This window comes from Cupriavidus campinensis (assembly GCF_905397395.1).
In the GTDB taxonomy this organism is placed as follows: domain Bacteria; phylum Pseudomonadota; class Gammaproteobacteria; order Burkholderiales; family Burkholderiaceae; genus Cupriavidus; species Cupriavidus campinensis.
On sequence record NZ_CAJPVH010000044.1, the window covers coordinates 36,219 to 48,810 of the forward strand.

Annotated in this window: 12 protein-coding genes and 1 tRNA gene; 5 read left to right on the top strand and 8 right to left on the bottom strand. The window is 66.7% G+C overall.

What is annotated here, in order from left to right; all coding sequences use genetic code 11:
- Positions 1-66: 66 nt before the first annotated feature.
- Both KHO18_RS20915 and ftsY read right to left on the bottom strand, forming a co-directional pair.
- On the bottom strand, positions 67-2,403 hold the full coding sequence (locus KHO18_RS20915) for a carboxypeptidase-like regulatory domain-containing protein (RefSeq protein WP_211943790.1): 2,337 nt from the start codon (positions 2,401-2,403) through the stop codon (positions 67-69).
- A 235-nt stretch (positions 2,404-2,638) separates the two neighbouring features.
- Complete coding sequence (gene ftsY, locus KHO18_RS20920) at positions 2,639-3,970, bottom strand: signal recognition particle-docking protein FtsY (RefSeq protein ID WP_377731807.1); 1,332 nt, start codon at positions 3,968-3,970, stop codon at positions 2,639-2,641.
- Between the two features lie 60 nt (positions 3,971-4,030).
- Between ftsY and KHO18_RS20925 the strand changes: the two genes are divergently transcribed.
- From KHO18_RS20925 to KHO18_RS20945, 5 genes are all read left to right on the top strand, one after another.
- Positions 4,031-5,581: a M16 family metallopeptidase gene (locus KHO18_RS20925; RefSeq protein ID WP_144198923.1), complete on the top strand. Its 1,551-nt coding sequence runs from the start codon at positions 4,031-4,033 to the stop codon at positions 5,579-5,581.
- A gap of 9 nt (positions 5,582-5,590) precedes the next feature.
- Positions 5,591-6,958, top strand: a complete 1,368-nt coding sequence (locus tag KHO18_RS20930; RefSeq protein WP_211943791.1) for a M16 family metallopeptidase — start codon at positions 5,591-5,593, stop codon at positions 6,956-6,958.
- Between the two features lie 117 nt (positions 6,959-7,075).
- Positions 7,076-7,720, top strand: coding sequence for a 16S rRNA (guanine(966)-N(2))-methyltransferase RsmD (gene rsmD / locus KHO18_RS20935; protein WP_187645087.1), 645 nt, complete (start codon positions 7,076-7,078; stop codon positions 7,718-7,720).
- Positions 7,721-7,912: 192 nt separating this feature from the next.
- Positions 7,913-8,398, top strand: a complete 486-nt coding sequence (coaD, locus tag KHO18_RS20940) for a pantetheine-phosphate adenylyltransferase (protein ID WP_011515175.1) — start codon at positions 7,913-7,915, stop codon at positions 8,396-8,398.
- Between the two features lie 65 nt (positions 8,399-8,463).
- Positions 8,464-8,724, top strand: a complete 261-nt coding sequence (locus KHO18_RS20945) for a YfhL family 4Fe-4S dicluster ferredoxin (RefSeq protein ID WP_144198919.1) — start codon at positions 8,464-8,466, stop codon at positions 8,722-8,724.
- Between the two features lie 109 nt (positions 8,725-8,833).
- Here KHO18_RS20945 and pth read toward each other — a convergent pair whose 3' ends face one another.
- The 6 genes from pth to KHO18_RS20975 form a co-directional block, all read right to left on the bottom strand.
- Complete coding sequence (gene pth / locus KHO18_RS20950; RefSeq protein ID WP_144198917.1) at positions 8,834-9,430, bottom strand: aminoacyl-tRNA hydrolase; 597 nt, start codon at positions 9,428-9,430, stop codon at positions 8,834-8,836.
- A gap of 122 nt (positions 9,431-9,552) precedes the next feature.
- Positions 9,553-10,170 carry a 50S ribosomal protein L25/general stress protein Ctc gene (locus tag KHO18_RS20955; RefSeq protein WP_144198915.1) on the bottom strand — a complete coding sequence of 206 codons (618 nt, stop codon included), beginning with the start codon at positions 10,168-10,170 and terminating at the stop codon, positions 9,553-9,555.
- Between the two features lie 170 nt (positions 10,171-10,340).
- Complete coding sequence (locus KHO18_RS20960) at positions 10,341-11,294, bottom strand: ribose-phosphate pyrophosphokinase (RefSeq protein WP_092291674.1); 954 nt, start codon at positions 11,292-11,294, stop codon at positions 10,341-10,343.
- Between the two features lie 98 nt (positions 11,295-11,392).
- A tRNA-Gln gene (locus KHO18_RS20965) sits at positions 11,393-11,469 on the bottom strand.
- 60 nt (positions 11,470-11,529) lie between these two features.
- Positions 11,530-12,408, bottom strand: coding sequence for a 4-(cytidine 5'-diphospho)-2-C-methyl-D-erythritol kinase (gene ispE, locus KHO18_RS20970; RefSeq protein WP_211943792.1), 879 nt, complete (start codon positions 12,406-12,408; stop codon positions 11,530-11,532).
- Positions 12,405-12,592: outer membrane lipoprotein LolB (locus tag KHO18_RS20975; protein ID WP_244844955.1), on the bottom strand; the 188-nt coding region annotated here is incomplete at its 5' end. The genes ispE and KHO18_RS20975, both read right to left, overlap by 4 nt.

Below are 12,592 nucleotides of genomic sequence, written 5' to 3' on the forward strand. Positions count from 1 at the left end.
CCGATGTGGATGGTGTTGTAGGAAGCCCGGCAGCGATGCCGGGCTTTTTTGTTGCCGATTTGCCGGTTACGGGGCCAACGGCTTGCAGGCCGTACTACCTTGTCCGACGATACATCGCGTCAGGCGGTTGCTGACGCCGCCGGCCGTCCACTGAGCCATCACGTAGAGATAGTCACTGCTCCACAGGCCAGGCTGACCGGCCATGCCCGAGAGGCGCCCATCCGGCGTGAGCGTCGGCCGCCACGCTGTAGCGGGGCAGGATGCGCCACTTCTCGTCAGGCACACGAGGCTCCAGGTGACGGGGGCCGTGACATCGAGCGCGGGGGCGGTGCTGCGGACCGCAAGCTGGCCATCTTTGACCACGTATTGGCCGCTGGGAACGTCCACCCCGGACGCCGCCACGCTCGGCGTGGACAGGCCCACCGGCAAGTCGATGTTCACCTTGTCGCCCACCGGGTCTTCCACCGGCACCACCTTGAGCTGCATGACGCCACGCAGACCGGGTTTGTCCGGCGAGGTCGCGCGCAGCCAGAGCGACGGCACGGCGTAGCTTGCCCCGACGACGAGGTCCATCGTGTGATCGGGCGGGATGATGGGCGACACATCGGGCATGGTCAGCGTGCCGTCGGCGGCCATGGCAGCGCCCGGCGCCCACGGGGCGCAGTCGCTCACGCCGTAGTTGATGTCCATGCCGCACGAGAGCTCCCACTGCACCGACCGCAACGGATGGCCCGCATTGCCGAAGTAGGCCTGGAAGGCGTCGTCATGGAGGTTGTGGACCGGATAGGTCGGCAGGCTGTGCAGGCCGCTGTCATCGGTGTACGTGGTCAGGTCATCGCCGGTGCGGCCGCCTGCGCCATAGCGCCGTCCGACGATGACGATCGACGGCGCTTCCAGCGTCACCCATGCCTGGCGCATGACCAGATGGTCGGCAGTGCTGCGCACGGTGATCAAGACCTGGCGGCCACCCGCATCCAGCGCGGCGTCGAGATTGGCGCCGCGCGGGGAGCGGTAGAGCCCGCTCGCCGAAATCGTGCCGACTGCCGGGTTGCCGCCGGGTACGCCATCGACCAGCCATTCCAGGGGCGTCGTGCCAAGGTTGCGGGTGGCGAGAGCGAACTGGATTGTCTTGCCGCCAGCCTTGTCGGCATCGAAGAACACCAGCGACGCGGTACCGGGCGTCAAGTCGATCTGGGGCAGCCCGGACAGGCGCACCACCACTTCGTTGGTCGCGCGCCATTGCAGCTTGTTCACGCTGGCGCCGCCGCCGAGATTGCCGATGCGGACCGAGAACCGGCCGTCGACCGCATCGTCCGGCACGGACACGGACGCGACCCCGCCGTCCAGCGTGATGACGGCCTGGCCGCTGGTGGCATAGCCACCGGGTGCCTCGGTGAACGTGGCAGTCAGGTACGCCGGGCCGGAAACCGGCGCGCCGGCTTCATCGAGCACCTTGATCCGCATGGCGCGGGTGGTCCGGAAGTAGTCGCAATTCCACCAGCTGAAATGATCCACGTCGGCTTGCATCGCCAGCCCGGTAGGGCTGTCGGCCGATGCGATCACCGTGCCCGCGATGCCGGTGGCCTGCTGCCACTGGCCAGTGTTGCTGTCCATGCTCCAGACCGGCACGGTATCGCCGGGCCTGAGCAGCTTGCCGTCCGGCGTGGTGGCGGCATAGAGCGGGACGGAGATCCGTGCGGTCTTGCCGGGCGCCAGTTGCAGCGGCTGGCCGTTCTGCGAGAACGAGAAATCGGCCATGCCCATGCTGACCATGATGCCGTCCACGCCCGCCTGGTTCAGGTAGGGCGTGCCCGGGAATCCATCCGGATTGCCGGCCGCGCTGTAGGGTGTGATGTCGATCTGCACGGTGCCGCTGACCGGCTGGCCGTCAGGGGTCAAGAACGACCCGGGGGCCACCGTGACGCTGGCGCCATCGCCGCCGGCAAAGGTGCCGCCGGACTGGAAGCCCGGCGCGGAGATGGCCGTGCCGACGGGCAGCAGCGTGGCCGCGATGCGTGCGTCGCGCGTGGCGGTCACCGGCACCACCTGCTCGACGTAGCCGGTCTTCGACAGCCGCACCACGGCATTGCCGGCGGGCACCGCGAGCGCGGCAAAGTCGCCGCTGGCCGAAGTGGCGCCCTGCGCGACCACGGCCTTGCCATCGGCATCGAACACCTTGACGGTGACATCGGCGGCATGGCCGTGGGGATTGTCCCCGCCGGCGGCCTGGTAGACCTGGCCCGACAGGGCGATGGTCTGGCGCGGCACGGGCGGCGGATCGACCTTGCCGGTGCCTCCGCCTCCGCCGCCATTGTCATCGCCGCCGCACGCCGCCATCAGCGTGGCGACGCAAAGCGATCCGAGCCAGGCGCGCATCCTGCGTGGCTTCAACGTTCCATTCATGGTTCTCGTCCTCAGGTGAGAAATGCCGGGGGCGAGCCATTGCAGCAGCCATCCCTGGGACGACGGTTGATGTCAGTCAACGTTGGCCACGCAGCTAGTCCGGCCCCTTCCGGCAGCCAAACGGGCCTGCCGGAGGGGCAAGTCGCAGCGAGGCGCTAGCGATAAAACGAGAATGGCGAGCCCGGGGGCTCGCCATGCTGGTTTTGCAGGGGAAGCTGGCCAAAGCCAGCCATGCTCAACCGAGTAGTGCTTCAGCGAATTCGTCCGCCTTGAATGGCTGAAGATCTTCCACTTTCTCGCCCACGCCGATGAAGTACACCGGCACCGGGCGCTGCCGGGCGATGGCGGCGAGGATGCCGCCCTTGGCCGTGCCGTCCAGCTTGGTCACGATCAGGCCGGTCAGGCCCAGCGCGTCGTCGAAGGCGCGGGTCTGGGACAGGGCGTTCTGCCCGGTGTTGGCGTCGATCACCAGCAGCACCTCGTGCGGGGCCGTCGGCATTGACTTGCCGATCACGCGCTTCACCTTCTTCAGTTCTTCCATCAGATGCAACTGCGTGGGCAGGCGCCCAGCGGTGTCCGCCATCACGATGTCGATCTTGCGCGCGCGCGCCGCGTTCACGGCATCGAAGATCACCGCCGCCGGGTCGCCGCCTTCCTGGGCAACCACGGTGACGTTGTTGCGCTCGCCCCAGATGGTCAGTTGCTCGCGTGCGGCGGCGCGGAAGGTGTCGCCGGCCGCCAGCAGCACCGACTGGTGGTAGGCCTGGAAGTGCTTGCAGAGCTTGCCGATGCTGGTGGTCTTGCCGGCGCCGTTCACGCCCGCGATCATCATCACCAGCGGCTGCTCGCGGCCCAGTTCCATGGTCTTCTCGAGCGGGCGCAGCAGGTCGGTCAGCAACTCGCGCAGGGCGGTCTTCACGGCTTCGGCGGTCTCGAGGCGCTCGTTCTTCACGCGGCGGCGGAGTTCGCCGAGCAGGAATTCGGTGGCTTCGACACCAGCGTCGGCCATCAGCAGCGCGGTTTCGAGTTCCTCGAACAGGGCCTCGTCCACCTTGACGCCGACGAACAGCGTGCCGAGGTTCCGGCTCGTCTTCGACAACCCGGCACGCAGGCGCGTCATCCAGCCGCGCTTGGCCTCGGCGGTCTGGGCTGGCGGCGGCGTCAGTTCGAGTTCCTCGACAACCGGCGGGTCATAGGCGACCGGCGCCGGCGGCGGAGGCGGCACTTGGGCGGGAACCGGGACCGGCACGGGTACGGGCACCGGAGCAGGCGCCGGTGCGGGAGCCGGAGCCGGCGTGGGGGCTGGAACCGGGACGGGAACAGGGACTGGCACCGGAACCGGCACCGGCACGGGGACCGGAACCGGGGCAGGCGCAGGGGTTGGAGCAGGGGTTGGAGCAGGAACAGGCAAGGGCGCCGGCGCCGGGCTGGGCGACGGCTGGGGTTGGGGGACAGCGGTGGGCGAGGCCACCGGTGCCGGCGTGATGGCCGGCGCCGGCTCGGCAGCCGGCGGCTCGGCGGGCGCAGGGGCCGGCTCGGCCTTGCGCTTCTTCCAGAAACTAAACATTGGGAAAGGGGTCAATACCCCGGTAGAATCAATCGCCAAAATTCTAGCAGACGGGGTCGCATGAACCATTGCGCTGTCTTGTCCGGAGCGGGCGCCGCCCGAATCCGATCACTGTCCACCGCCCGCCTCTCGCGGCGCGTCCTTCCCACACTGGTTGCTGCTTTCGCCTTCTCCGGCCTGTCAGGATTGCCCGGATTTGGCGGATTCGCCGGATTTAGTGGCGCGGCAATGGCCCAGACCACCGCGCCCACGCCGCAGGGCCCGCCTTCCGGAGCGCGGACCGCTTCCGCGGTGGGCCAGCCCCAGGCGGGCACCACCGAATTCCAGCTTTCCAACGGCATGCGCGTGATCGTCAAGGAAGACCATCGCGCGCCCACCGTGGCGCACCAGATCTGGTACCGCACGGGCGGCATCGACGAGGTGAGCGGCACCACGGGCGTGGCCCACATGCTCGAACACATGATGTTCAAGGGCACGCCGAAGGTGCCGGTGGGCGAGTTCTCGCGCCAGATCGCCATGCTTGGCGGCCGCGAGAACGCCATGACCAACCGCGACTTCACGCTCTACTACCAGCAGATCGCCAAGCAGTACCTGCCGAAGATGATGGAGCTGGAAGCCGACCGCATGGCCAACCTCATCATCAAGAAGGACGAGTTCGATCGCGAGATGAAGGTCGTGATGGAAGAGCGCCGCCTGCGCACCGACGACTCCCCGCGCGGCACCGTCTACGAGCAGTTGCTGGCCACGGTCTACACCGCCGCCGCCTACCGGCATCCGGTGATCGGCTGGATGGACGACCTCGTCAACATGCGCGTGGAGGACGTGCAGGCCTGGTACAAGGCCTGGTACGTGCCGAACAACGCGCTGCTGGTGGTGACCGGCGACGTCAAGCCGGACGAGGTGCGCGCGCTGGCCGAACGCTACTACGGCAAGCTCAAGCCGCGCCCGCTGCCGCTGCGCAAGACCCAGCTCGAAGCCGCCCAGAAGGGCATCAAGCGCATCTGGGTCAAGGCGCCGGCCGAGAATCCGTACATGGTCATGGCCTACAAGGTGCCGCGCCTGCACGACGTGGAGAAGGACGTCGATCCGTACGCGCTGGAGGTGCTGTCCGCCGTGCTGAACGGCTACGACAACGCCCGCCTGACCCGCGAACTGGTGCGCGAGCAGCGTCTGGCCGATGACGTGAACGTGGGCTACGACAGCATCAACCGCGGCGAATCGCTGTTCGTGCTCGACGGCACCCCGGCCAACGGCCACACCACCGACGAGATCGAAAAGGCCCTGCGCGAGGAGATCCAGCGCATTGCGAAGAACGGCGTGTCCGAGGAAGAGCTGAAGCGCGTCAAGGCGCAGGTGGTGGCGGGCCAGATCTACAAGCGCGATTCGGTATTCGGGCAGGGCATGGAGATCGGCACGGCCGAGATCTCGGGCATCTCCTGGCGCCAGATCGACCGCATGCTCGACAAGATCAAGGAAGTCACGCCGGCCCAGGTGCAAGCCGTGGCGGCAAAGTATTTCAATGATGACAACCTGACCGTGGCCACGCTGGTGCCGCAACCAATCGACCCCAACAAGCCCAAGACCGCCGCCCCCGAAGGGCTGCGTCACTGAGGAGCCACGATGTCCTTGTCCGTCATGACGATTGCCTCGCCACGGATGGTGCGCCGGCTTGCGGCGGTGGCCTGCGGGGCGGTTGCCCTCCTGGCCGGCTCCTTGGCCCAGGCCGCACTGCCCATCGAGAACTGGACGGCCTCTACCGGCGCGAAGGTGTTCTTCGTGCCGAGCCCGTCGATCCCGATGCTCGATGTCAATATCGATTTCGACGCCGGCGGCCGCTACGACCCGCCCGGCAAGGCCGGACTGGCCACGCTGACCGCCGCGCTGCTCGACAAGGGCGCGGCCGCCCAGGACGGCCAGCCCGCGCGCAATGAAGCCCAGGTGGCCGATGCCTTTGCCGACACCGGCGCCGATTTTGGCGGCGCGGCCGGCGGCGACCGTGGCGGCATCGGGCTGCGCACGCTGACGGCCTCGCCGGAGCGTGAGCAGTCACTGCGGCTGGCCGGGCAGCTGATCAAGGCGCCGACCTATCCGGCAGCCGTGGTCGAGCGCGAGAAGCAGCGCCTGATCACCGCCATCCGCGAGGGCGACTCTCGCCCCGGCGTGATTGCCGACAAGACGCTGTCGAAGGCCGTGTATCCGAACCATCCGTACGGGGTGTCGGCCACGCCGGAATCGGTGGCGGCCATCTCGCGCGATGACCTGCTCAAGTTCTGGCGCGACAACTACACCGCCAAGCGCGCCGTGGTGACGCTGATCGGCGCCATCGACCGCAAGCAGGCCGAGCAGATCGCCGAGGACCTGACGCGCGGCCTGCCCGAAGGCGTGGCAGCGCCCAAGGTGCCGGACGTGCAGATGACGATTCCCGGCAGCGAGACGCGCATCCCCCATCCGGCGCAACAGGCCAGCGTGGCGATGGGCCAGCCGGCCATTGCGCGCGGCGATCCCGATTACTTCGCCCTGCTGGTTGGCAACTACGTGCTCGGCGGCGGCGGGTTCAGCTCGCGGCTGACCGACCAGGTGCGCGAGAAGCGCGGGCTGACCTACGGCGTGGACAGCTACTTCGCGCCGGCCAAGCAGCCCGGGCCGTTCGGCATCACGCTCCAGACCAAGAAGGAAAACACCGACGAGGCGCTGCGACTGGTGCGCGAGATCCTGAAGCAGTACGTGCAGACCGGCCCGACCGACGCCGAACTGCGTGCCGCCAAGGACAACCTCGTCAATGGCTTCCCGCTGCGCATCGACAGCAACCGCAAGCTGCTGACCAACGTGGCGAACATCGGCTGGTATGGCCTGCCGCTCGACTACCTCGACACCTGGACGGCGCAGATCGGCAAGGTCACGCGCGAGCAGGTGCGGGCGGCGTTCCAGAAGCATGTGCATCCGGATGCCATGGCCACGGTCATCGTCGGCGGCCCGGCGCAGCCCTGAGTTGGCGCTAACTTGGCGCCAGGTTGGCGCTGCCTCGATCGTTGAGACGATTCTGATTGTGAAGCCGCGCAGCCGCCAGAGGGTGTGGCGGGGCGCGGCAGGCTCTACAATCACGGCATGAATTCGCGCACCAGACCGTCGCCCGCACCGCGCGGGCGTTCTGCTTCTCCCTCCCCCCGCCAGGCGCCGGCGCAGGTCCGCATCATCGGCGGGCGCTGGAAGCGCTCGCTGCTGCCGGTCCTCGAGGCCGAAGGGCTGCGGCCCACGCCTGACCGCGTGCGGGAAACCCTGTTCAACTGGCTGGGCCAGGACATGTCCGGGATGACCTGCCTCGACCTGTTTGCCGGCTCCGGCGCACTTGGCTTCGAGGCGGCATCCCGTGGCGCGGCCGCCGTCACGCTGGTGGAGGCCAATCCGCGCGTGGCGCGCCAGTTGCGTGACAATCAGTACCGGTTCGACGCTGCACAGGTCAAGGTGATCCAGGGCGATGCCTTCGCCGTGGCCGCGCAGATGCCGGGCGCCAGCTTCGACGTGATCTTCCTGGACCCGCCGTTCGCCGAGGACTGGCTCGGGCCGGCGCTCGAGCATGCGGCACGGCTGTCGCGGCCGGGTGGGGCGGTCTATGTGGAGACCGACCACGCGCTGATCGGGCCCGATGCGCCAGTGCCGGCTTCGCTCGAGATCGTGCGGCAGGCCCGTGCGGGCGCGGTGTACTTCCACCTGCTCCAGCACAAGGTGCCGGGGCAGGGCGAGCCAGGGTAGTCGTACGACGAGTTGCCGCGCCGGGCAAGCGTTTGCGGGCGTGCTGCAATGCCGCAGAAAGCTCGTGGATGGCCTTCCAAATGCCGCATTTGGCGTTACACTACGCCGCTGTTGTTTGTTCAACGCTCGTCGCGCAGCCAGAATCCATCGATCGGCCACAAGGCCGGCAGCGGGCACCCCAAAGGAGGAAATATGGTCGTCGCGGTCTATCCCGGTACATTCGATCCCATGACCCGGGGACACGAGGATCTCGTCCGTCGCGCGTCGAATATCTTCGACGAGCTGGTGGTCGGCGTGGCGCATAGCCCCAACAAGCGCCCGTTCTTCTCGCTGGAGGAGCGCATCGGTATTGCGCGGGAGGTGCTCGGGCACTATCCCAACGTGCGCGTGGAAGGCTTCTCGGGCCTGCTCAAGGACTTCGTGCGCAAGAACAATGCGCGCGTGATCGTGCGCGGCCTGCGCGCGGTGTCAGACTTCGAGTACGAGTTCCAGATGGCCGGCATGAACCGCTACCTGCTGCCGGACGTGGAAACCATGTTCCTGACCCCCTCGGACCAGTACCAGTTCATCTCGGGCACCTTCGTGCGCGAGATTGCCGTGCTGGGCGGCGATGTCAGCAAGTTCGTCTTCCCCTCGGTGGAGCGCTGGCTGCAGGAGAAGATCGGCAAAGCGGAATAGAATGGAGCCTTCGAACCCGCCGACGCGGCCAGTCGGGCGCGGGCGGGTCGCAGGAAGGAAATATCATGGCGCTATTGATCACTGACGACTGCATCAACTGCGACGTTTGTGAGCCCGAGTGCCCGAACGAAGCGATTTCGATGGGGCCCGAGATCTACGAGATCGACCCCAACAAGTGCACCGAATGCGTCGGCCACTTCGACGAACCGCAATGCCAGCAGGTATGCCCGGTGGCTTGTATTCCGAAGGACCCGAACCGCGTGGAGTCCCACGAGGTGCTGATGCAACGCTATCGGCTGCTGACCGCCGCGCGGCATGCAGCTTGAGCATTATTCGGCACTCAGGCCACTTCGTTCCGGGTTGTCCGGCAAATAAGAAACCCCGCACTGCGGGGTTTCTTATTGTCTGCGGCCGGCGAGGCCGTTACATCGCCCCTTATTTGCCGGTGTGCAGTTCCATCATCGCGCGCTCGTTCTCGCCACGCGCCAGCAGGCCCAGCGGGCCGATGCTACGGTCGATGGCGGTGTCGATGGCTTCCTGCTCTTCCTTGCGTGGCGGCTTGAGCACATAGTTGACCACATCCTCGCGGCCCGCCCCGGCACCGCCCGGCGCATTGCGGGGATGGCCCACGCCAAGCCGCAGGCGCCAGTACTCCTGGGTGGTCAGGTGTGCGGCAATGTCCTTGAGACCGTTGTGGCCGCCCGCGCCGCCGCCGCGCTTGAGCTTGACCGCGCCCGCGGGCAGGTCCATCTCGTCGTGCGCGACCAGGATCTCGTCCGGCAGGATCTTGTAGAAGCGCGCCAGCGACACCACGGCGAGCCCGGAGCGGTTCATGAACGTGGACGGCTTGAGCAGCCAGATGTCCTGGTCCCAGAGCCGGGCGCGTCCGGCCAGGCCGTGGAAGCGGCCCTCCACGCGTAGCGTTGTGCCGCCCATGCGGGCGAGCTGGTCGACGAGCCAGAAGCCGGCGTTGTGCCGCGTGGCCTCGTATTCCGCCCCGGGATTGCCGAGGCCGACGATGAGCTTGATCATGCGATGAATCGGGAAGGTCGGGAGGGTCTGGCGCGAGACAGCATACGTCAAAACGCTGGCGAAAATCCCGCGCGAAAAAAAACCGCCGGCGAACCGGCGGTTTCTTCGATGCGGGAGAAGGCTTAGGCAGCCGGCGTTTCGCCAGCGGCTTCGCCACCTTCAGCAGCTTCGGACACACCGCCGGCCGGCAGCGAGATGCTGGCGATGGCGGGGTTGTCGTCACCGTGGGTGATGGCGGTCACGCCCTTCGGCAGCTTCACGTCCGACAGGTGCAGGGTCTGGCCCAGTTCAGCCTGGCCCAGATCCACTTCGATGAACTCGGGCAGGTCGGCCGGCAGGCACGACACTTCCAGGTCGTTCAGGATGTGGTTCACGATGCCGTGGCCCAGCTTCACGCCAGGAGCGGATTCCTGGTTCATGAAGTGCAGGGGCACCTTCACGTGGATCTTGTCGGTGGCCGACACACGCTGGAAATCAACGTGCAGCACCAGCGGCTTGAACGGGTGCATCTGGAACGCGCGCAGCAGCGCCTTCTCGGACGAACCGCCCACTTCCAGGTCCAGGATCGACGAGTGGAACGCTTCCTTCTTCAGGGCGTGCCACAGCGCGTTGTGATCCAGTTCGATCATCTTGGGCTCGGCGGCGCCGCCATAGATGATGCCGGGGGTCTTGCCGGAATTGCGCAGGCGGCGGCTCGCACCCGTTCCCTGTACGCTACGCTCGAAAGCGATGACTTTCATGGTGTACTCCAAATAGTAAGAAGGCTGTCCGCGACCAGACAGCCTCGACTGAAGCGGCACGACGAAAATGTTATGCCGCTTGAAGCACATTGGCCGCCAAACCTGGCAGCCAATGCGGTAAAGCCCAAAATTCTAGCAGGTATCGCTATGCAGCGGCTACCCAGCGCGCATCAGTGGTCGGCAAACAGCGACATGATCGAGTCGCCCTTCACGATCCGGGTGAAGGTCTCGGCCAGCAGCGGGGCGGTGGAGACCTGGCGGATCTTGCCGGACTGGCGTGCCTCGTCGGACAGCGGGATGGTGTCGCACACCACCACTTCGTCCAGCTCGGACGCCGCGATGCGGGCTGCGGCGCCGCCCGACAGCACCGGATGGGTACAGTAGGCGAAGACCTTCAGCGCGCCGCGCTCCTTGAGCACCTGGGCAGCCTTGCACAGCGTGCCGCCGGTGTCGATCATGTCGTCCATGATCACGCAGTTGCGGCCCGCCACTTCACCGATGATGTTCATCACCTCGGCCACATTGGCCTTGGGACGACGCTTGTCGATGATCGCGAGGTCGCAGTTCAGTTGCTTGGCCAGCGCACGGGCGCGGACCACGCCGCCAACATCGGGCGAGACGACGAGCAGGTCGCCGTAGTTCTTCTCGCGCAGGTCGCCAAGCAGCACGGGCGACGCGTAGATGTTGTCGACGGGAATATCGAAGAAGCCCTGGATCTGGTCGGCGTGCAGGTCCATCGTCAGGACGCGCTCCACACCGGCCACTTCGAGCATGTTGGCCACGATCTTGGCCGAGATGGCCACGCGCGCCGAGCGCGGGCGGCGATCCTGGCGGGCATAGCCGAAGTACGGCATGGCGGCGGTGATGCTGCGGGCCGAAGCACGCTTGAGGGCATCGACCATCACCATCAGTTCCATCAGGTTGTCGTTGGTCGGCGCGCAGGTGGACTGCAGCACGATGACGTGCTTGCCGCGAACGTTTTCCTGGATTTCGACCTGGACTTCGCCGTCGGAGAAACGGCCTACCAGCGCCTTGCCCAGCGGAATGCCGAGGTGCTGTACGACAGCCTCCGCGAGTTTGGGGTTGGCGTTGCCGGTAAATACCATCAAGCCTTCGCTGCTCATTCGGGGCACCTGTCTTGCTGCTGGGGGAGATTTTTGGGCCGCCGGCCAGTGCCGGCAGCCGATTCTGCGAGTGTTCGTCAGAACACTATAGGAAGTAATGGCAGGGGAGGAAGGATTCGAACCCTCGCATGCCGGAATCAAAATCCGGTGCCTTGACCAGCTTGGCGACTCCCCTACACAACCTTTATCGACCGTCGCGGCGCCAAACTGAAGCACCTCGCCAGACGAAAACTTGCTATGCGAACGTTGCGAGCGGGTGATGCGACAAACTACTCACACACCGGCCATCCCATTCCGATGGCACCTGTTCCACAACCTGCTGCGCAGTTTGCTGATCGTCGAAACGGGCAAACACGCAGGCTCCGGAACCGGTCATCCTTGCATGCGGACAGTATTGTCTCAGCCATTCAAGGGCTCGGGCAACTTCGCCGAATTTCGCTGTTGCTATCGCTTGCAGGTCGTTGCGACCGAAAGCGAATTTGTTTGTGCAAGCAGCGAAGTCCGTAATTATGGAGATAGGCGTATCCCTTGTCAAGCGTTCGTCCGAAAATATTGCAGCGGTGGGCACATGCTGGCGCGGGTGGATGACGACGAACCAGCTGGACGGCAAATCCACTGCGGTCAACTCCTCGCCCACCCCTTCCGCGAAGGCGTTCTGGCCGAAGACGAACACCGGCACATCGGCACCCAGCGAGAGGCCGATCCGCATCAGTTCGGCACGCGGCAGCCGCACGCCCCAGAGGTGGTTCAGCGCCAGCAGCGTGGTGGCGGCGTCGGACGATCCGCCGCCGATGCCACCGCCCATCGGCAGTTGCTTGTCGATGGCGATGTCCGCGCCGAACTGCGTGCCGCTGGCCTGCTGCAAGGCACGCGCCGCGCGCACCACAAGGTCGGTGTCGGCGGGCACGCCGGGGATGTCGGTGGTGCGGGCAATCACGCCGTCGTCGCGGCGGTGAAAGTGCAGGGTGTCCGACCAGTCGACCAGTTGGAATACGGTCTGGAGCGTGTGGTAGCCGTCCGGGCGGCGCCCGGTCACGTGCAGGAACAGGTTGAGCTTGGCCGGCGCCGGGCAGTCGCGCAGGTCCGCGGGCGGCAGCAAGGTCTCGGCGGTCATTGGCGCGCCTCCGGGTCGATCACGAGCCGCACGGTCAGCGGCGACGGGCCGCCATCGCGCGCCATGTCGATGCGGCGCGGCCGGGCGGTGGCCACGGTGGCGTCTTGCGGCGGTTCCTGCCAGTCCACATAGCGCACGGTCCAGCCGGCCTGCGTGAGGGTGTCCAGGCGGCCGCGCACGTCGC